This is a genomic window from Yersinia alsatica (assembly GCF_902170305.1).
Classification (GTDB): Bacteria; Pseudomonadota; Gammaproteobacteria; order Enterobacterales; family Enterobacteriaceae; genus Yersinia; species Yersinia alsatica.
Window position 1 is genome coordinate 331,454 of sequence record NZ_CABHWW010000026.1, and the last position, 20,828, is coordinate 352,281.

Sequence of the window (20,828 nt, forward strand, 5' to 3'; positions counted from 1 at the left end):
AAAGTAAAATAGACCATGGTAGGGACAGGGAGTGTATCTTCCTGTTCCTGTTTTTTTATTGTGCCGCACCTTGATTGCGGCCTGTTCTGCTTTCACGGAGAGCACGCTGAGTGAATGATGTAATTCCCCGTCCGCAGCCAAAATCCCAGAAGGTGTTTACCCCCTTGCTGGAGATTCGCAATTTAACCAAATCATTTGATGGTCAGGCCGCGGTAGATGATGTCAATTTGACCATCTATAAAGGTGAGATTTTTGCGCTGTTAGGGGCTTCAGGCTGTGGCAAATCCACCCTGTTGCGTATGCTGGCCGGTTTTGAACAACCGACTCAGGGGCAAATAGTGCTTGATGGGCAGGATTTGTCGCATGTGCCGCCTTATCAGCGCCCAATCAATATGATGTTCCAGTCGTATGCATTATTCCCACATATGACTGTCGAGCAAAATATCGCCTTTGGTTTGAAGCAAGACAAACTCCCAACGGATGAAATCAAAAGCCGAGTGGCAGAGATGCTGACATTGGTGCATATGCAAGAGTTTGCCAAACGTAAGCCGCACCAGCTCTCTGGCGGTCAGCGCCAGCGAGTGGCACTGGCGCGCAGTTTGGCGAAACGGCCCAAACTGCTGCTGCTGGATGAGCCCATGGGCGCATTAGATAAAAAGCTGCGCGACCGCATGCAACTGGAAGTAGTGGATATCTTAGAGCGGGTGGGGGCCACTTGCGTCATGGTGACCCATGATCAGGAAGAAGCGATGACCATGGCCGGGCGCATTGCCATTATGAACCGTGGCAAGTTTGTGCAAATTGGCGAGCCAGAAGAGATCTATGAGCATCCTAACAGTAGATTCAGCGCAGAGTTTATCGGTTCGGTGAATGTGTTTGAAGGGGTGCTAAAAGAGCGTTTGGATGATGCACTAATTATTGATAGCCCCGGCTTACGTCATCCGTTGAAAGTTGATTCTGATGCTTCGGTGGTTGACGGTGTGCCAGTTTTTGTTGCCCTGCGTCCAGAGAAAGTGATGCTGTGCGAGCAGGTGCCGGAAGACGGTTGTAACTTTGCGGTGGGTGAAGTGGTGCACATTGCCTATCTGGGCGATTTGTCTATCTATCACGTTAAATTACACAGTGGGCAGATGCTGAGTGCGCAGCTACAGAATGGCCATCGCTATCGTAAAGGGATGCCAACCTGGGGTGATGAAGTGCAACTCTGCTGGGACGCGGATAGCTGTGTGGTGTTGGGAGCTTAATATTGTGATACCAGAATCTACCCGTGGGGCAGCAGAGCCACCGACCCGCACTATCGGGCCAGTTAAGGTGCTGATACAGCGCTTCCAGATGTCGCATGGCCGCAAATTGGTCATTGCGATGCCCTATTTGTGGCTATTCCTGCTGTTTATGTTGCCATTCCTGATTGTGTTTAAAATCAGTCTGGCAGAGATGGCGCGTGCCGTTCCCCCTTATACCGACCTGGTGACCTGGTTGGACGGTAAGTTGGATATCTCGCTCAATCTTGGCAACTATCTGCAACTGCTTGATGATCCACTGTATATCGATGCTTATCTGCAATCATTGCAAGTGGCGGCGGTATCGACATTTTGTTGCCTGATTATCGGCTATCCATTGGCGTGGGCGATTGCCCACAGTAAATCATCCACACGCAATATCTTATTGCTGCTGGTGATTTTGCCGTCATGGACCTCATTCCTGATTCGCGTTTATGCCTGGATGGGGATACTAAAAAATAACGGTATCCTGAATAACTTCCTGATGTGGACCGGGATTATTGATCAGCCGCTGATTATTCTGCACACCAATCTGGCGGTATACATTGGCGTGGTGTATTCCTATCTGCCTTTTATGGTGCTGCCTATCTATACCGCGCTGACCCGGCTGGATTATTCGTTGGTTGAAGCCGCGCTGGACTTGGGTGCGAAGCCATTTAAGACTTTTGTCAGTGTCATTGTCCCCTTGACCAAAGGGGGAATTGTTGCGGGCTCCATGCTGGTCTTTATTCCTGCGGTCGGTGAGTTTGTTATCCCTGAACTACTCGGTGGGCCAGATAGCATCATGATTGGCCGTATTTTGTGGCAGGAGTTCTTCAATAACCGTGATTGGCCGGTGGCCTCAGCGGTAGCTACGGTGATGTTGGTGTTGCTGATTGTGCCGATACTCTGGTTCCACAAACACCAGAATAAAGAGCCAGGAGGCTCGGTATGAATAACCTACCGGAAGTGCGTTCGGTCTGGCGCCGGGTGATCCTGATTGTCGGCTATACATTCTTGTATGCGCCGATGCTGATGTTGGTTATCTATTCGTTTAACAGTTCGAAATTGGTCACCGTGTGGGCGGGGTGGTCAACCCGTTGGTATACCGAACTTTTTAATGACTCGGCGATGATATCTGCTGTTGGCTTGAGTCTAACTATCGCGGCGGCTTCTGCCACGATGGCGGTGGTGCTGGGGACGATAGCCGCAGTGGTCATGGTGCGCTTCGGGCGTTTTCGCGGCTCTACCGGCTTCGCTTTTATGCTGACCGCACCATTGGTGATGCCCGATGTCATTACGGGTTTGTCACTGTTGCTGCTGTTCGTTGCTATGGGCCACGCCATTGGCTGGCCGGCGGAGCGCGGTATGTTTACCATCTGGCTGGCCCATGTGACGTTCTGTACCGCCTATGTGACGGTGGTGATCAGTTCTCGTTTGCGCGAGTTGGATCGGTCAATCGAAGAAGCGGCGATGGATTTGGGGGCGACGCCATTAAAAGTCTTTTTCGTGATTACCGTGCCGATGATTGCACCGGCGCTCATCTCCGGTTGGTTGCTGGCCTTTACCTTATCGCTGGATGACTTGGTGATTGCCAGCTTTGTTGCCGGGCCGGGCGCAACCACGTTACCGATGTTGGTGTTCTCCAGTGTGCGCATGGGGGTTAATCCAGAGATAAATGCCTTAGCGACGCTTATCTTGCTGGTGGTCGGGATTATCGGCTTAATCGCGTGGTGGTTTATGTCCCGCGCGGAAAAACAGCGATTGCGCGAATTACGTAAAGCTGCCCGTAGCTGATTAGCATTAAAACTGTTAGGCTTTCATCATCTTATAACGCCGCGCTTAAGCGGCGTTATTGTCAAGGATAACATCAGGTTGCAAAACCTGAGCAGGGAGACCAACAGGGCAATATGAGATCGTTATTTTCATCCTCAGCGTTTTCATCTGCGGCGACTACGCCGGTGCCGGTGTTAATTGCCGGAACGGCCATCATTGCGACCCGTTTTATCGGGGTATTACTGTTGGTGGCGGAACTGGGCTGGAGCGGTACCGGCAGTTTTATTTATGAAAGTCTGCAAACCTGGGGTTCCGGCTTGGTCTTTACTGTCAGTATTTTGCTGCTGCTACTGGAGATCCTGTGTGGTGTCGCAGTCTGCCTACGGCAAAATTGGGCGCGCTGGACCTATCTGGTGTGTCAGTTACTCGTCATTGTTTATTTATTGATGGTATCGCTGGATTGGCTATCTCTTGATGTGGATGTTTTCCGCGTCGAAGGGGATACCGGTGCAGAAATCCTGCATAGCCTGCTGTTACAGAAGATCCCGGATGTGGTGATTATCGGTTTGTTGTTTTTCCCCTGGCACCACGACTTCCGCGCGCCAAAATGAGTGTTTAGCGTGACACAGTGCTACAATCCGTTCCCATCAACAGCCTCGGCTGCAAATTATTTAACGTCTCAGATTATAACGGTCAATTATTAATGCATTGCGCACAATATACGGCAGGTAGTTGCCGTTCTTGTCAGTGGCTGGATAAACCTTATCCCCAGCAACTAACTGACAAACAACATCATTTAGAAAGTCTGTTATCCGGTCATGCCGTAGCTCAATGGCTCGATCCGGTGTTCGGGCGTGAAAGTGCTTTTCGTAATAAAGCGAAAATGGTGGTCAGTGGCAGTGTTGAACGCCCACTGTTAGGGATGTTGCATCGTGATGGTACTGCGGTAGATTTGTGTGATTGTCCACTTTATCCGGCCAGTTTTGCCCCCATTTTTGCGGTGCTTAAAATCTTTATTGCCCGCGCGGGTTTGACGCCCTATAACGTGGCCCGTAAACGGGGTGAGTTGAAATTTCTGTTGTTGACTGAAAGCACCTATAGCGGCGAGCTTATGCTGCGTTTTGTACTGCGCTCTGAAGCTAAACTGGCGCAACTGCGGGCAGCGTTGCCGTGGCTTCAGCAACAATTGCCGCAACTGGCGGTTATCTCGGCCAATATTCAGCCGGTGCATATGGCGATTTTGGAAGGGGAGCAGGAAATTCCATTAACTGAGCAACAAACACTACCCGAGAGTTTTAATCAGGTACCGTTGTTCATCCGCCCACAAAGCTTTTTCCAGACTAATCCACAGGTAGCGGCCTCGCTGTATGCCACGGCCCGCCAATGGGGGCGTGAACTGAATATTGATAGCATGTGGGATTTGTTCTGTGGGGTGGGCGGGTTTGGTTTGCATTGTGCCGATACCGATACTCAGCTTACCGGGATTGAAATCAGTGCTGAAGCTATTGCTTGCGCGCGACAGTCTGCGGATCAGTTAGGGCTAAAAAACGTCAATTTTGCCGCGCTCGATTCAACCCGATTTGCTACCGCCGAAGCACAAGTGCCGCAGTTAGTTTTGGTCAATCCGCCGCGCCGTGGAATTGGCAGCGAACTGTGCCACTATCTCAGCCAGATGGCACCTGAATTTATTCTCTATTCAAGCTGCAATGCTGAGACGATGGCAAAAGATATTGGCCAGTTAGCGGATTACCGTATTGAGCGGGTGCAGTTGTTCGATATGTTTCCACATACTAGCCATTATGAAGTGCTGACATTACTTACCCTTCGTCCTTGAAGCCGCTGGTGGGTTAGCTGCGCGCACCCACCCGAATCACTTACCTGAATAAGCTCATCGGGATGTGTTTACTGGTTGCCGACCTGCAACTCCAATGACTTTGGGGACTGATTAACGTGTGGATCAGTTAGGAAACCACTTATCATTGATGGCTTTGTATGTGCCATCAGCTTTTACTGCATCAATCGCTTTATTCAGTTTTTCCAACAGCGCGGTGTTCTCTGGGCGCACGGCAATCCCCAGCCCAGTACCGAAATATTGCGGATCAGTCACATGCTCGCCAACTGACGCCAGATTCGGGTTGGTTTTCAGCCATTCATTAACGACCGCAGTGTCACCGAACACCCCATCAATACGGCCATTTTTCAGGTCGATAATGGCATTTTGGTAGCTGTCATAAGCCACGGTTTGAATTTCAGGGTGCTTATCCTGTAGATATTTTTGGTGGGTGGTGCCATTTTCCATGCCGATTTTCTTGCCTTTCAAGTCAGCGAAAGAACTGAATTTACCTTTCGGGGCGATGACAATGGCTGAGTTAGCATAGTACGGCTGGGTAAATGCCACTTGCTTGCTACGTTCAGGAGTAATGTCCATACCGGAAATGACTGCATCATAACGTTTGAATTTAAGCGCGGGGATCAAGCTATCAAAGGCCTGATTGGTAAAAGTACAGTTGGCTTCCATCTGCTTGCATAATGCTTTTGCCAAATCCATATCAAAGCCGACAATTTCGTTATTGGCACCAATAGATTCAAAAGGCGGGTAAGTTGCAGAAGCGGCAAACCGGATAGTTTCTGCGGCAGTCGCACTGAAAACCATACCACTTAAGATTGTTGCCAATAGTAACTTTTTCATGCTTAAACTCCTGTCTGAATTTTTTTAATAGAATACGTTGTTAGTTATTGATTTTATTATTACTGATGATGCTTCATCGCGATTTATTCGGATGGTTGATGGTGTTTACATTGCCATTTTATGAATTTATATGCAAGTAATGTGATTAAAAATTTAGTTTTTATTTTTGTGATAAAAGGAGGGGGGATATTTTGATTAATCGATATCGAATCAGATTTCGGTTGATATTCATTTAGGTGTTCGGTTCGGTTGTTAAAGCTTCACTGCTCACTTAATCTCCGTGGCCTCAACCGGTCAAGGGTGTGTTGGCGCACACCCTTGACAATCCCGCGCCTACGCACGTATCGCTAGCCCACTTCGTGGGTGTCCCTCACTCATCGTTTCGGCTGGCGGACGGCTTTACGCGGGTCCCTCCGCGCGACGCCTAAAACGGGCGTCCTGCCCATTTTCCTTGCCTACTCTCTTCACTCGGCTGCTCAAATGTGCTTTTAAATATTAAGGTCAAAACATTGGTTTTTGGACTTTGATGTTAAGCGCAATCAGGAATATTGCCGACAAGGATGGAGGGTAGAGTGAGCGGGCATGGACGCCCGCGAAAAGCGCGCTCGGGCAAGGATGCCCGTCGCGCTGGCTCGTTAAGCCCGGAAGACGCAGGAGGTTTACCCGCAGGGCAATATTTCGCGCAAGCGCGGGATTCCACAAGGGTGTGCGCTCACACCCTTTGGCGGTTGGTTCATCCGAGATTAAGTGAGCAGTGAAGCTTTAACAACCGAGCTGAGCACCTAGTTCAAGCAAAACCATTAGGAAAAGCTTCCCCCTAATTACGCCGCTCAAACGCTAATGCTCTGCGCTCCACCAACCGCATTAACAGGGTCAGCAAACCATTGACACACAGGTAAACTATCCCCGCCGCACCGAATACCATCACGTCATAGGTACGGCCATACATCAATTGGCTATAACCCATAACTTCCATCAATGTGATGGTGTAAGCCAGTGAGGTACTTTTGAACACCAATACCACTTCGTTGGAATAGGAGGATAGCGCGCGTTTGAAAGCATAAGGCAGCAGAATGCGTAAGGATTGTGCTTTGGACATCCCCAGAGCTTCGCAGGATTGCCACTGACCGGCCGGAATAGCGCGGACAGCACCGTGGAACAGCAAGGTGGTATAAGCCGCGCTGTTCAGCGCGAGGGCTATCATGGCACACAACCAAGGTTGCGATAGCACATGCCACAACCACGGAAATTCGCGAATCGCTGGGAACTGGCCGGGGCCATAATAAATCAGGAAAATCTGCACCAACAGCGGAGTACCAGTAAACAGAGTGATGTAAATCTTTACCACCTGGCTCGCTATCGGGGTTTTCAGTGTCAACACAATGGTAAACAGCAGTGACAGCACCAAAGCAACCAACAGAGAGGCGATGGTCAATGTCAGGCTGGTATGCAGCCCTTTAAGAATCTCGGGTAAGTATTCCAACATCAGGATGGGCTCCGCTCAAAACGGGTGGTACGGAGTTCAATCCATTTGAGTACATACTGACTCAGCAGGGTAACCACCAGATAGATTGCCGCGGCAATCATATACCAAGTGAAGGGTTCCTGTGTTCGAGTGGCAATGCTTTTGGTTTGCAGCATCAAGTCATTGACACTGATCAGCGACACTAACGCAGTATCTTTCAGCAGCACCAGCCATTGGTTACCCAAGCCGGGTAAGGCATGACGCCACATCTGCGGCATAATCAGACGGAAGAAGATAGCCGCCTGACTTAAGCCCAGCGCCTGACCTGACTCCCATTGCCCGACAGGCACCGCTTTCAGTGCACCGCGTAAGGTTTGCGAAGCATAAGCGGAATAGAGCAGGGCCAGGGCGATAACACCACACAAGAACGGGCTGACCTCGAAATCATCAATATTGAGCTTAATGGGCAGCTCAAACAGATAGAGATTTAGAGTAAAGCCGTCTGACAGCATCATCAGTAGCTGAGAAGAGCCAAAATAGATAAACAGGACCACCAGTATCTCGGGTAGCCCGCGTAAAATAGTGACCCAGCCGGTGGTCAGGTAACTGACCACTTTCCAACGCGATGATTCACCGACGGCAAACAGCATCGCCAGAACCAGGCCGAGGACCAAGGCACAAACGGCAAGGCCGACGGTCATGCCGGCGGCGCTTGCTAAAGGTTGAAATTCATTCATGGGTGCTTAAATTACTGCTGGAACCATTTTTTATAGATTGTCTGATAGGTGCCATCTGCTTTAACTTTCGCCAGCGCAGCATCTAACTTACCCTGTAGTTCGGTATTGTTTTGACGAACCGCAATACCTAAACCGGTGCCGAAATAGTTGGCATCAGTCACTTTATCACCGACCGCCACCAGTTGGTTGTTCTGCTTCAGCCACTCATTGACCACGGCTGTGTCACCAAATACGGCGTCCAGACGACCATTTTTCAGATCAAGAATGGCATTCTGATAGCTGTCATAAGGAACGGCAGTAATTTCAGGGTGTTTTTCCATCAGGAATTTCTGATGGGTAGACCCATTTTGCATACCAACACGTTTACCTTTCAGTGCCGCCAAATCAGCAATTTTGCCTTTCTCTGCAATAAACAGGGCAGAGTTGTCATAGTAAGGCTGGGTGAAAGCTACTTGTTTCTGGCGCTCAGGGGTGATGTCCATCCCAGAGATAACTGCATCAAAACGTTTGAATTTCAGGCTTGGGATCAAACTGTCGAAAGCCTGATTGGTAAAGGTACAATCGGCTTGCATCTCTTTACACAGCGCATTGGCCAGATCAATATCAAAGCCCTGCATTTTATTATTGGCATCAATAAATTCGAATGGCGGGTAAGTTGCTTCAGCAGCGAAACGAATAGTTTCAGCGGCAGAGGCAGACAAACTGATACTGGCGAGGACTGCAGCAATTATTAATTTTTTCATCGCAAATTCCCAAATAGATATCAATGTGACAGATAGCTGGCAAAAGCTTCAGTTGTTGGCTGTGTAAAGTGGCTGGCATCGCCTTGTTCCACTACGTGACCGTTTTCCATGTAAACCACACGGCTGGCCGTTTTGCGGGCCACTTCAACCTCATGGGTAACAATCACCTGAGTGATACCGGTGCCGGCCAATTCACGGATAATACTGACAATTTGTGCCGTAATTTCTGGATCCAGTGCCGCGGTTGGTTCGTCAAACAGCAACACCTGTGGCTCCATCATTAATGCACGCGCAATCGCCACACGCTGTTGTTGACCACCAGAAAGGTGCAGCGGATAGCGATCAGCAAAATCAGTCAAACGCAGACGTGTTAGTAATTTTTGTGCCCGCGCCATGGCTTCATCTTTTGACAGACCCAGCACACGGCAAGGGGCTTCAATCAGATTTTGTACCACTGACAAGTGCGGCCAAAGATTATATTGCTGGAAGACCATACCCACATTCTGGCGTAATTCGCGGATAGCTTTTGCGCCCGGAGCCTGAGTAAAGTCGAAGTGATTACCGGCGATCTGCAAGGTCCCTGAACGAGGCATTTCCAGCAGATTAAGTACGCGCAGCAATGAGCTTTTACCGGCACCACTTGGCCCCAATAGCACCAAGGTTTCGCCCGCAGGACAATCTAATGTAATGTCGAACAGCGCCTGGTGTACGCCGTAGTAACAGTTAATTCCGTTAAGTTGAATACTCATGCGCCAAATCTGAATAGCCAATGATGCGGTGAATGGTAACTTCCGCGGCATACTTATGCAATCTTTGTGCGTTAAAATTTATTAATAACCAGTGTTACGGCTAAATAACAGCATAACATTTGGATTTGAATGCTATCAGAGGGAATTTGTCATGCGATGAATAAATCTGACAGAGCATCCGCAGTGTGGGTTAAAAAACAAGCGAAATAGGTTTGTACTTGCAAATCAAAGGGTACCGGTTTACTGGAATAAAACCGGTACACCCAATATGGCTATTTCAATTTTATCTGATTGAATGTGGTGAAGATGATCTCAACATCAGCTTCTTTTAAATTATGCTGGCGGATGGTTTTGATAAATAGCGCTTTATCGCCCATCTCTGCGGGTTGGCAGCTTTTCAGCTCTTGCGCTATCTGCCGCAAAATTGTGCTGCTTAACTCACTAATGTGGGTTCGCACTTCATCCAGTGGCTTTGGCTGCCAATGTGTTTCTGGCTGTGATAGCCAATCGGCGCGGTAACGATATTGGATGGCTTTTGCGGCATTGATTTGTGCCACCATGAACGGCTTGATAGATGCGCCACTTAACCCCAGCGACTCGGCTTCAGCCAGACTTTTATCCATTACTTTATCTTCTTGGATGAGGTCTTCTATCGGCAAATGATTGGCGGCTTTATAGCCCGCGACATCCTTCATATAACTTAAACGTTCGTTGAGCAGTTGGGCGGTTTGCCCACAATTTTGCGCTTGAGCCGTCGCGGAGATAAAAAAGCAGCTAACAGCGATAAACCGGATGAATGGGTGCATAGTCACGACTTCCTTGTTGAGGCTTATTTATTCGGTGGTTGAAAGGCAAGAGTTCTACATCAGGTACTTCCAGTAAACATCATGGTTGTTTACTGGAAGATTAGCTAACGGAATTAACGATCGCCCAGCAGTTGACGCAGGCTGCTCGCTGGGGCAGAGACACCCATAAAGCGAATATCATCGACAACCCAGCAGGTTCCTTCGCGGATCATTAACACTTCATCCTGCCACGCCACGGATTTCCCGTCGGCTGTTTGGTGCGTCAAATTGACACGTAACGGAATATTCCGCGCATCGGTATTAGGGATGGTTGAGGCGCTAGCGACGTCGGCACTGGTGCTGCCTTCACGGAGGCTGGTAAAAATATCGCCATTAATAGTTTGTGTGGTATTTACCTGAGTAGTGGCGCGGTTACCGGCTTGTTTTCTGGCTGTTTGGATAGTTTCATACAGTGCCTGACTCAGATAAGGGCGAAATTGAGCTGACAAATTATCGTCAGGCAAGCCGTTCTTATTACCAATTTGCTGAATCCGTAAGTCATAGAATTGCTGCGCGACTTGGTCCGGTCCCCCGTCAACACAAGGTGCCGTGCGGCTGCTAACATCCTTGAATGCTGGAGAAACTGAAGTGGTACAAGCACTGAGCAGGATGGCGAGTGGGAGAATCAGGGCAATATTTTTCTTTTTCATATGATGACCTTAAGTGAAAGAATCTATTATGAAAGTGATTGTAGTATATACCCAAAGAATGTGGAGTTGCAGCAAGGCAAAGTGAATGACAAACCTCCAGCTAACCTACCTTATCAGCCGCGTAATTTACCATGCTCTTTTAACCAGCGGGCGGTACGAATAATACCTTCGTCCAGCGACACTATTGGGCGATAACCTAACTCTAACTCGGCACGCTGGGTATCCAGTGTCAGGTCAAAATTGAGTTTAGCGACGCCATAATGCGTCAGTACCGGCTCTTTCTCTGCTTTATTGCCCAACTTTTCCATGGCTCTGGCCATAATATCCATCATTGGGTAGGGCACGGAGCGAATGCGGCATGTCATCCCCAACTCTTCCAGCAGATGTAGCGCGATAGTGCGCAGCGGACGAGGCTGCTGATTGGTAATATTGTAAGCTCGGCCCGATAAGGTATTTTGGCTTTGGGTCGCCTGCCACATGGCATGAACCGCATTTTCCAGATAGGTCATGTCCACCAATGCATCACCGCCCCGCGGCAGTAGCAAAGTGCCATAATACTTAATCATCTGTAGCAGGCGCGGGAGCATCACCGTGTCATGCGGGCCGAATAAACCTTGTGGGCGCAAAATAGTGAAGTGGGTCTGTGGGTTAGACAGCGCCAATTGCTGGATAACCTCTTCTCCAGCGGCCTTACTGCGGGCAAACTCGTTGGCAAAACGTGCTGGGCGGAAATCTTCCTGAATATTACGGTGGTGGTGATAATCGAAATAAATGGCAGGTGAGGAGATATGAATAAAATTCTCTACGCCATAAGCCGCGGCCCATTCACCCAGGCGACGTGTGGCGCGGACATTGGCTAATTCAAACGCCTGTTCAGTCCCCCACGGCGAGGTGAAACTGGAGCAATGCCACAAGGTATCAACATCCGCCAGCATGGCTTTTGCCTGCGAGGAAACCAGATTGGTCAGATCAGCATGAATAAATTCAGCGCCTAATTTTGTCAATAATGCGCCCATCGCCGGGTTGTTGCCGGTGGCGATGACTTTGATGCCCTGACGACGGAGATATTCAACGGCATTTCGGCCTAACCCGCAGGTTGCACCGGTAACCAATACCTTCATAGCGAATTCGGTTCCCACCAATAATCAGAATGCTAGAGCTTAGAACTATTAGCCCCGCAAATAAGATGCCATTCTTCCGTGAAATGATGCGCTATGCAATCAGAAAGGGCTGAGTAAATATTACAAATGTCTCAATTGGCCGACAAATAACCGTTATTTATCGGCCTTTTGGTTCATTGGGCTGATGTATCCACGGTTTTGATGTTTGGCTTATTTGTTGATGAAGCACTCTGTGGGCCACTACTTTGATGCTCGCGGTCATATTGCTCGGCTAAAGTTGTAATTCGCTGGGCCATTCCACGGAAAATAAACAGGTGTGCCGGCATCATAACAAACCAGTACAGTAATCCGTTAAAACCAGCCGGGTGCCACCATGCTCGAACATCAAAACTCCGACGTCCACCCAAGTCTTTGATAGTAAAAGTCAGCCGCCCGAGTCCTGGCGCTTTCATTCCGAACATCATGGCGAGTTGGCGCATTGGCTTGAGAGTGATAACTTTCCAGCCATCAATCAGGTCACCCAACTCCAGTGTTTCCCTCTCCGGGCGGCCATAAACGACACCACCACCGGCAAGGTCATCCATCCAGGCGCGGGTTTTCCACAGCAGATTGCCATAGAAATAGCCCTCTTTGCCGCCAATTTGTTGTACCACGTGCCACAGCGCCTCACTGGAGGCGGTGGTATACAGTTGGCAGCCAGCTTGTTTGGGATAAAAACCGTAACCCGGCCGCCAGCGGGCGCGCGCCTCTGGGTCATAGCCCCAATCCGCGGAGTCCACCACTTCATCTTCACGGCGCAACGTCTCTTTAACAGCATCATCAAAACTGATGAGTTGCTGAGGAATTAGCGCCTGCAAAGCTTGGCCGTCGGCAGGTAGGTCGTGATTCAGCCCTTCAATCAATGCACTGGCAATTGATGTGGGTACTGAGGTGATCATATTGATGAAATAGACTGAGATAAAACGGGTGGGGAGGGGAATTGGTACCAGCCAGCGCCGCTTGCCACTGATGGCAATAAAGCGCTCGAACATGGTCTGATAGCTTATATATTCCGGCCCGGCGACATCGAAAACGCGGTTTTCAGTGGCCGGGTGATTGAGCAATTCGGTCAAATAAACCAGCAGATTTTCCAATGCCACTGGGGAGGATTTTGACCGCACCCACCGTGGGGGCGTTAGGATGGGCAGGTTATAGACCATGTCGCGCATCACTTCAAAGGCCGCAGAGCCGGGGCCGATGATGATACTGGCGCGCAGCTCTGTCACTGGAATGCCACTCTGGCGCAGCAGATCACCGGTCAGTTTGCGGGCAACCAAGTGCGTGGAGTTGCTATCACCGGGCTGTGAAGCTCCCAGATAAATAACCTGCTTGACCGAGGAGGAGGTGCTGGCAGCATGCTGTAACGCGGTCTTCATATTGTTGGCTGCAATACGTTCTTGCTCAATCAAATCCTGTCCATCCCCCATGCCATGCACCAGATAGTAAACAACATCAATATCTTGCAAAGCAGCATGTAAGGTTGCGGGTTGATAAAGGTCAACAAAGCGGCAATCGACCCCCGGCCACGGTTGCTCTTTTAACCATTCGATACGGCGGGCGGCGGCAATGACCTGGTGCCCCTGTTGGCTAAGCTTTGGAATCAGGTGCTGACCGATGTAGCCACTGGCGCCTAGCACCAATATCCGTTGTGGTGTCATGAGCGCTGTTCTGTCAAAAATTCACGCCACAATGCGACCACTTTTTCCAGATCTGGGCGGCTGATATTGATATGAGTAATCATTCGGGTGATGGGGCCAGCACTGATTAATACCCCACGCTCGCGCATCCAAGGGCCAAGTTTGGCAGCATATTCAGCCGATTGCTTAATATACAGCACGTTGGTTTGTGCGCCGGGAGCCACAATGTCGATATCCAATGAGCGCAGTTGTTGTTCCAGCCACACGGCATTGTCGTGGTCGTCTTTTAGACGGGCGACATTATGCTCTAAGGCATATAGCCCAGCAGCCGCAAGGATCCCAGCCTGACGCATGCCACCGCCGGTCATTTTCCGCCAGCGGCGGGCGCGGTGAATATATTCAGCACTGCCACACAGCAGAGAACCTACTGGGGTTCCCAAGCCTTTAGAAAGGCAAATAGTCAAAGTGTCGCAATATTGGCTGATTTCGCTTAATGGCACATTCAGTGCCACCGCGGCATTAAATATACGTGCGCCATCAATATGCAGTGCAAGTTTATGTTCGTCGGTCAATGCTCTGGCTTGCTGTAAATAGCTCAGTGGCAACACTTTGCCGCTGTGAGTATTTTCCAAACTTAGCAGTCGCGTTTGGGCAAAATGAATATCATCAGGTTTGATGGCCGCCAAAACTTTATCTAAAGGCAGCGTACCGTCATCATTGGCATCAATAGGTTGGGGTTGGATACTACCGAGAACTGCGGCACCGCCCGCTTCATACAGGTAGTTATGCGCCTTCTGGCCGACAATGTACTCTTCACCACGCTGACAGTGAGTTAACAACGCCACCAGATTTGCCTGGGTGCCGGTTGGTAAGAATAGCGCGGCTTCTTTACCTGATAACCGGGCGGCTTCAGCTTCTAGAGCATTTACCGTTGGGTCATCGCCATACACATCATCGCCAACTTCGGCATTGGCCATAGCACTGCGCATCGCAGCGCTAGGTTGTGTTACTGTGTCACTGCGTAAATCGATAAACATAATTTTCTCGCGGCTGGGAAAGAAAAGCGTTGTTTCATCATAGCGAGAATATTGAAACAAAAAAGCCCACTGCAGCGTTATTTGTTTTAAATAGCATAATAGGCCCGAGCAAGAAGCTTATTGGCTGATTTTATTTTGATTTTTATTTAATAGCATGGGCAATAGCCAGCGCGGTATTCAGTTTGCCCAGCACCTTTCCTTGTGAATTGGCAAAAAAGCGCTGTTCAAGAATATTGGCATCCATCTCATCAAGCAGTTTCATATGGTGTTGATTTAGAAAAGAATCCAGGCGACCTTTTTCTATGCCAAAAAGCATATGCTCGCCAATATTTTTTAGCCCTTCAAAAACCTCGATAGAACCATATGAAGTGTTCTCCCCGGTTAAGACATCGGAATAAACATAATCGAAAATGATTTCGCTGGCGGGGGAGGCATAAGTGCCAATCGCGGAGAAAATATTCTCTACTGTGTCAGGGAGCAAATACATAATCAGCCCCTCCAATATAAATAGGTTTTTTTCGCCTTTTTTTCTCGGCAACTCCTGCAATATTTTAACCAAATTGTTTTGGTTAAAATCGATAGGGATATAGCGCAAGTTGCGCGGGGTAGAGATGCTCAGTTCTTGTAGTTTGGCTATTTTATTTTTTTGCGCTACCGGATGGTCTAACTCATAAATCAGGCTTTGCTGTAGTAAATTCTGAAACCTAATGGCTCTGGAGTCAAAACCGGCACCAAGAATGAAAATATTGGCAAACTCACTAGCACGTAATTGGAAAAACTCATCTAGATACTTTGTCCGGCTAATTAAAAATTCATAGCTGCCCGCAGGTATTTGTGGTGAGAGAATATTACCCGGCATCAAAAATGATTTTTGGGTCATTGAAAAAAAAGAGGTTAATGAGTGTGAAATTAATAGCGAGATATAATCCTCTGTTTTGTATCCCTCCCTTTTTTCACTGTAGGATTTTGCCCTGAGTATGCAGACTAACTCAGCAGAGGGTGAGAAATCTGACATAGTGCTTTTTGCCATTTGATTTATCCTCAATATAGATTCGATTTTGTTATGATTTTACGGCACACATTATGAATGAGGATTTAAATAAAACAGCCTCATGTGCCTGCATAATTTTTGTCTGGATATGATGTAAAAACTGTTAACTGGCTGGAGAAAACACCAGAATTATGTGCCAATGGCACCGATGGAACACCGGTATCATTGGCGGGGAAAACGAGGAAGATTTTTATTGATTGAAACGCTGCTTATTAACGTAACCAGTTAGTTTTTGCCAATTCGACGACTTCATCACCACGGCCATTAATAATCGCCCTGAGCATATACAAACTGAATCCTTTGGCTTGCTCAAACTTGATTTGCGGTGGCATCGAAAGCTCTTGCTTGGCGGTGACAACATCCACCAATACTGGCCCCGGATGCGCGAAAGCACTCTCCAGTGCAGCATCCAGCTCAGAGGCTTTTTCTACTCGAATCCCTTTGATTCCCGCGGCATTGGCAATGGCGGCAAAGTCTGGATTATGCAAGTCGGTGCCGTCAGTTAGATAACCCCCAGCTTTCATCTCCATGGCGACAAAGCCCAGCACGCTGTTATTAAACACCACAATTTTCACCGGTAATTTTAGCTGCGCCAGCGTGAGGAAATCCCCCATTAGCATGGTGAAACCGCCATCGCCGCATAAGGCGACAACTTGCCTATTCATATCAGTGGCTTGCGCACCAATAGCTTGCGGCATGGCATTCGCCATCGAGCCATGGTTAAACGAACCTAACAACCGCCGCTTACCGTTCATTGCCAGATAGCGCGCGGCCCAGACGGTTGGCGTGCCAACATCGCAAGTAAAGATGGCGTCATCAGTAGCATGGCGGCTAATTTGCTGCGCCAGATACTGTGGATGAATAGGTTGGCTGTCATTGGCGGTTGCCAGCCCATCAAGATCTTTGCGGGTGGTACGATAGTGTTCCAGCGCCTTAGTCAAAAATGCCTTGTCACTTTTGGCTTCGAGCTGCGGTAACAGGGCTGTAAGGGTGGTTTTGATGTCACCGACCAGCGCCATATTGACCGGGCAGTGGGCACCGATACTGCCTGGATTGATATCAATTTGAATGATATTGGCATTGGTTGGATAAAAGGCGCGGTAGGGGAATTGTGTTCCCAATAGCACCAAAGTATCGGCGTTGATCATCGCATGATAGCCGGAGGAGAAACCGATCAGCCCGGTCATACCTACGCTATAAGGATTATCCCATTCAATATGCTCTTTCCCGCGCAGGGCATGCACCACCGGAGCCTGAAGCATTTCAGCTAATTTCACTACTTCATCATGGGCATCGGCACAGCCACTGCCGCACATCAGTGTGATATTTTTTGCCTGGTTCAGGGTCTGCGCCAAAATATTCAACTCACTCATCAGCGGTTGAACCAATGGCAGTTTAGGGGTTTGCCACACGATGGCGGCATCTTCAGGTGCGGCTTGCAGCGCAACATCACCCGGTAGCACAATCACTGAAACACCGCGGTTAAGAATGGCTTTGCGCATGGCAATTTCCAGCACGCGCGGCAACTGCTCTGGATTGGAGACCAATTCACAGTAGTGGCTGCATTCACGGAACAGTTCTTGTGGGTGGGTTTCCTGGAAATAGCCGCTGCCAATTTCGCTGGAAGGAATATGCGCGGCGATGGCGAGCACCGGAACATGGTTGCGATGACAATCAAATAAACCATTAATCAGATGTAGGTTTCCTGGGCCACAGGAGCCCGCACATACCGCTAACTGCCCGGTTAGCTGCGCCTCGGCTCCAGCGGCGAAAGCGGCAACCTCTTCATGGCGAGTCCCCATCCATTCGATAGTTCCCATACGGTGCAGGCTATCACTCAGGCCGTTGAGTGAGTCCCCGGTTACACCCCAGATTCGCTTAACACCAGCTTGTTCCAACGTTTTTGCGACCAGTGTTGCCACGGTTTGCTTCATAGTTGTCCCCTCAAGGATTAATGGCGAGTCATTATTCTATGAGGTCAAAGTATGGCGTGTTTGGCAATAATTGCCCCATTAAAGGTAGTTCTACACAAGTATGGGGCGGCTAAAGGTGGGTTTAGGCCAGTTGAGTATCACCTTGTAGCTGACAACTGCATGCCAGCACATAACCTTGGGCAATTTCTTCTGGTGTCAGCGTCATAGTGCTGGTGGTGGTGTATTCACCATGCAGAATGCGGGTCTTACATGAACCACAGACTCCCGCACGGCAAGCGGCCATCACCGGAACTTGGTGTTGCTCCAGTGCAAATAACAGTGAAGTACCGACCGGAACTTTCACTTGGCGCAGTGGGTGGCTTATGGTCATCGTAAGTTCATTGCTGGTATCAATAGCATCATCGGTGGTGCGGAATTGCTCTTTCTGGAAATGATCCATGGGCACCGACTGCTCGCGACAATATTGCTCGACCCAATCCATATAAGGTGCTGGCCCACAAGTCATGACCCGACGGCGGGCAATGTCCGGAGCTACTTGCTGCATCACTTGAGCATTAATTCGCCCAGCAATAAATCCGGCTGTTGCTTCAGACTCCGCCATCAGTGTGAGCTGTAATTGTTGTGGGTAGCGCTGCAATAGCTTTTGCCACTCATCAGCAAAAATGACATCTGCCGGGGTGCGGACATTAAAAATGACGCGGATATCGGCTTGCGCGCGGCGGGCCAGCACATCACGGCACATCGACATTATTGGGGTGACACCGCAGCCAGCCGCCAGCATCAGGTAGTGGTCATCATCAGCCTGGGCACAAGTAAACTCACCTTGAGCATCAGATAACCACAGATAATCCCCCGCGCTGACCTGTTGAGTCAGCCACTTTGAACCTTCGCCATCAGCCAGACAGCGTACCGTCAGTTGGATAAAAGGGCTTAACCCGGGTGTGGAGGACAGCGTATAAGCTCGTAGGGTTTCATCACTGTTACGAATACTGACTAAAGCATATTGCCCCGGTAAATAGGGGTAAAAATCGTGATTGATTAAACGCAGGCTCCAGACATCAGGGGTTTCTTGCACCATAGAGTGGACTTGCATGCGGTTAGGACAGAGGGGCGTTGGGCAATCACTGGGAATAAAATCGGTCATCGGGGCCTCACAACGAATCAGATAATTAGCAAAAAAGTAGTAAAAGACCATGAATAAAAGCCCGGTCAGAGGCGAAAAGTGCCTTAACCGGGCTGGCTGTTATCGGCTTAGTTACCCAAAATCGCGTTCATATCTTGCTCTACGGTCGTAATTGGTCGCATACCAAATTTCTCATAGAGAATGGCCATGAGGTTGTCAGTCAGGAATCCCGGAGCAGTCGGCCCGGTATAAATATTTTTCACACCTAATGACAGTAAAGTCAGCAGAATAACAATGGCTTTTTGTTCAAACCAAGACAGCACCAGACTGAGTGGCAGATCATTGACGGTACAGCCCAGTTTTTCCGACAACTTAACGGCCAGCATAATGGCTGAATAAGCATCATTGCATTGGCCGACATCCAGTAGGCGCGGTAAACCTTCCAGGGTGCCAAAATCCAGTTTATTGAAGCGATATTTGCCACAGGCCAGTGTCATGATGATGCAATCTTGCGGCACACTGCGGGCAAAGTCGGTGAAATAGCTGCGTTCTGTGCGGCTACCATCACATCCCCCCACCAGGAAAACATGGCGCAGTTTTTTGCTGGCAACCAAATCAATAACAGTGTCTGCGGCATTCAGTAAGGTCTGGCGACCAAAACCGACGGTAATCAGCTGTTCCAGCTCATTGTATGGGAAACCGGCCATGCCCTGTGCTTGTTCAATAACTGGCGCAAAATCCTCACCATCCAGATGATTCACCCCCGGCCAGCCAACAATACTGCGCGTCCAGATGCGGTCGCCGTAATTGCCCACATTTGGATCAATAATACAGTTGGATGTCATCAAAATAGGGCCGGGGAATTTGGCAAATTCTGTCTGCTGATTCTGCCAGCCACTGCCATAGTTGCCGACTAGATGTGGGTAACGTTTTAACTCCGGATAGCCGTGGGCGGGCAGCATTTCGCCGTGGGTATAAATATTCACGCCGCTGCCCTGAGTCTGTTCCAGCAGCATCTGTAAATCTTTGAGATCATGGCCGGAAATCAGAATGGCTTTACCGGCGACCGGGCGCACGTTAACCGACGTTGGCTGTGGATCGCCGTAAGCTTGGGTTTCACCACGGTCTAAAATAGCCATGACATTGAAGTTCATTTTGCCAATGCCCATGGCGTTATTGAGCAAGGTATCGACATCACGTGGTTGCGTGCCCAACCACGCCATGTAGGCATGATATTCGGCATAAATCTGCTCATCAAACTGGCCTAATACGTGGGCGTGTTCCATATAGGCCGCCGCCCCCTTCAGGCCATACAAACACAACATACGCAAACCATGAATGTCGTCGCCGACCTCAGCTTTGTCACTATTTAATGCGAATTGTTGCGATTGCTGTTGCAGGGCAGAGATATCGTCTGACAGCAGTTGCAGCTCGGCTAGCGGGTGATCAACCGTGATGGTGTTGTCAATCAGGCGGCAGCGAATAGCCAGTGATTGGCGTAACAGAATGGCCTCTTTGGCATAGCCGACGATGCGCTCGGAATCGAAGTTCACATTGGTTAGCGTTGAGAAGAAGGCTCTGGGTGCAAAGCTATCAATTTGATGATCAACAATGCCAAGTTCGCGGGCGGTCAATGCCCAAGCCGAAAGTCCTTGTAATACGGCAACCAATAAGTCTTGTAAATCAGAAGTTTCGGCGGTTTTCCCGCACATTCCCTGCGCGTAAGAGCAGCCGTTACCCGCGGGTGTTCGGATGGTTTGTTCACATTGCACACAGAACATAATTATTTTTCCTTTTAAAGTTGCATTTGTAATGCGTGTTTAAAAGCATAGAGATGCTACGAGGGTTTAAAAAGGCTTTTTTAATGCAACTTTAACTTGTTTTGATTTAGCGCAACTTTTGCTGCGAATGAGAATTTATTCAATATTAGGCAGGGATACTGCGCAGTAAACCGAGAGATTCACTGCGCAATA

The 20,828-nt window shown here is 49.1% G+C and carries 19 protein-coding genes; 5 read left to right on the forward strand and 14 right to left on the reverse strand.

The window, feature by feature from the left end; translation table 11 throughout:
* The first annotated feature begins 110 nt into the window (after positions 1 to 110).
* The 5 genes from potG (at position 111) to rlmC (ending at position 4,869) form a co-directional block, all read left to right on the forward strand.
* Positions 111 to 1,244: a putrescine ABC transporter ATP-binding subunit PotG gene (gene potG, locus FTA96_RS15625; RefSeq protein ID WP_050106264.1), complete on the forward strand. Its 1,134-nt coding sequence runs from the start codon at positions 111 to 113 to the stop codon at positions 1,242 to 1,244.
* 4 nt (positions 1,245 to 1,248) lie between these two features.
* A complete protein-coding gene (gene potH / locus FTA96_RS15630; protein ID WP_145574253.1) occupies positions 1,249 to 2,214 on the forward strand; it encodes a putrescine ABC transporter permease PotH in 966 nt (321 codons plus the stop codon).
* Positions 2,211 to 3,056 carry a putrescine ABC transporter permease PotI gene (gene potI, locus FTA96_RS15635; protein WP_050120955.1) on the forward strand — a complete coding sequence of 282 codons (846 nt, stop codon included), beginning with the start codon at positions 2,211 to 2,213 and terminating at the stop codon, positions 3,054 to 3,056. The genes potH and potI overlap by 4 nt, the downstream gene beginning before the upstream one ends.
* Before the next feature lie 113 nt (positions 3,057 to 3,169).
* Positions 3,170 to 3,646 (forward strand): YbjO family protein, encoded by a 477-nt coding sequence (locus FTA96_RS15640; protein WP_050106269.1) that lies wholly within the window; start codon positions 3,170 to 3,172, stop codon positions 3,644 to 3,646.
* 92 nt (positions 3,647 to 3,738) lie between these two features.
* Complete coding sequence (rlmC, locus tag FTA96_RS15645; protein WP_145574256.1) at positions 3,739 to 4,869, forward strand: 23S rRNA (uracil(747)-C(5))-methyltransferase RlmC; 1,131 nt, start codon at positions 3,739 to 3,741, stop codon at positions 4,867 to 4,869.
* A 123-nt stretch (positions 4,870 to 4,992) separates the two neighbouring features.
* On the opposite strand, the gene FTA96_RS15650 is transcribed toward rlmC, so the two are convergent.
* From FTA96_RS15650 to hcp, 14 genes are all read right to left on the reverse strand, one after another.
* On the reverse strand, positions 4,993 to 5,724 hold the full coding sequence (locus tag FTA96_RS15650; protein WP_050145396.1) for an arginine ABC transporter substrate-binding protein: 732 nt from the start codon (positions 5,722 to 5,724) through the stop codon (positions 4,993 to 4,995).
* An 817-nt stretch (positions 5,725 to 6,541) separates the two neighbouring features.
* Positions 6,542 to 7,210 (reverse strand): arginine ABC transporter permease ArtM, encoded by a 669-nt coding sequence (gene artM / locus FTA96_RS15655; RefSeq protein WP_050120959.1) that lies wholly within the window; start codon positions 7,208 to 7,210, stop codon positions 6,542 to 6,544.
* A complete protein-coding gene (artQ, locus tag FTA96_RS15660) occupies positions 7,210 to 7,926 on the reverse strand; it encodes an arginine ABC transporter permease ArtQ (protein WP_050106273.1) in 717 nt (238 codons plus the stop codon). The genes artM and artQ overlap by 1 nt, the downstream gene beginning before the upstream one ends.
* An 11-nt stretch (positions 7,927 to 7,937) precedes the next feature.
* Positions 7,938 to 8,669, reverse strand: a complete 732-nt coding sequence (artJ, locus tag FTA96_RS15665; RefSeq protein ID WP_050106274.1) for an arginine ABC transporter substrate-binding protein — start codon at positions 8,667 to 8,669, stop codon at positions 7,938 to 7,940.
* Between the two features lie 20 nt (positions 8,670 to 8,689).
* A complete protein-coding gene (artP, locus tag FTA96_RS15670; protein ID WP_050106362.1) occupies positions 8,690 to 9,418 on the reverse strand; it encodes an arginine ABC transporter ATP-binding protein ArtP in 729 nt (242 codons plus the stop codon).
* A gap of 272 nt (positions 9,419 to 9,690) precedes the next feature.
* Positions 9,691 to 10,224, reverse strand: a complete 534-nt coding sequence (locus FTA96_RS15675) for a chorismate mutase (protein ID WP_050120961.1) — start codon at positions 10,222 to 10,224, stop codon at positions 9,691 to 9,693.
* Positions 10,225 to 10,337: 113 nt separating this feature from the next.
* Entirely contained in the window at positions 10,338 to 10,913 is a 576-nt protein-coding gene (locus FTA96_RS15680; protein ID WP_050106276.1) for a lipoprotein, read from the reverse strand.
* A 113-nt stretch (positions 10,914 to 11,026) separates the two neighbouring features.
* Positions 11,027 to 12,034 (reverse strand): NAD-dependent epimerase/dehydratase family protein, encoded by a 1,008-nt coding sequence (locus tag FTA96_RS15685; RefSeq protein WP_050106278.1) that lies wholly within the window; start codon positions 12,032 to 12,034, stop codon positions 11,027 to 11,029.
* Positions 12,035 to 12,207: 173 nt separating this feature from the next.
* Entirely contained in the window at positions 12,208 to 13,731 is a 1,524-nt protein-coding gene (locus FTA96_RS15690; protein ID WP_235896017.1) for a DUF2867 domain-containing protein, read from the reverse strand.
* Positions 13,728 to 14,747: a low-specificity L-threonine aldolase gene (gene ltaE, locus FTA96_RS15695; protein ID WP_050106282.1), complete on the reverse strand. Its 1,020-nt coding sequence runs from the start codon at positions 14,745 to 14,747 to the stop codon at positions 13,728 to 13,730. The genes FTA96_RS15690 and ltaE overlap by 4 nt, the downstream gene beginning before the upstream one ends.
* A 142-nt stretch (positions 14,748 to 14,889) precedes the next feature.
* On the reverse strand, positions 14,890 to 15,777 hold the full coding sequence (locus tag FTA96_RS15700) for a class I SAM-dependent methyltransferase (protein WP_145574258.1): 888 nt from the start codon (positions 15,775 to 15,777) through the stop codon (positions 14,890 to 14,892).
* Positions 15,778 to 16,010: 233 nt separating this feature from the next.
* On the reverse strand, positions 16,011 to 17,732 hold the full coding sequence (gene poxB, locus FTA96_RS15705; RefSeq protein ID WP_050120966.1) for a ubiquinone-dependent pyruvate dehydrogenase: 1,722 nt from the start codon (positions 17,730 to 17,732) through the stop codon (positions 16,011 to 16,013).
* Positions 17,733 to 17,853: 121 nt separating this feature from the next.
* Positions 17,854 to 18,876: an NADH oxidoreductase gene (gene hcr / locus FTA96_RS15710; protein WP_145507170.1), complete on the reverse strand. Its 1,023-nt coding sequence runs from the start codon at positions 18,874 to 18,876 to the stop codon at positions 17,854 to 17,856.
* Positions 18,877 to 18,983: 107 nt separating this feature from the next.
* Positions 18,984 to 20,636 carry a hydroxylamine reductase gene (gene hcp, locus FTA96_RS15715; RefSeq protein WP_222424313.1) on the reverse strand — a complete coding sequence of 551 codons (1,653 nt, stop codon included), beginning with the start codon at positions 20,634 to 20,636 and terminating at the stop codon, positions 18,984 to 18,986.
* Between the last annotated feature and the right edge of the window lie 192 nt (positions 20,637 to 20,828).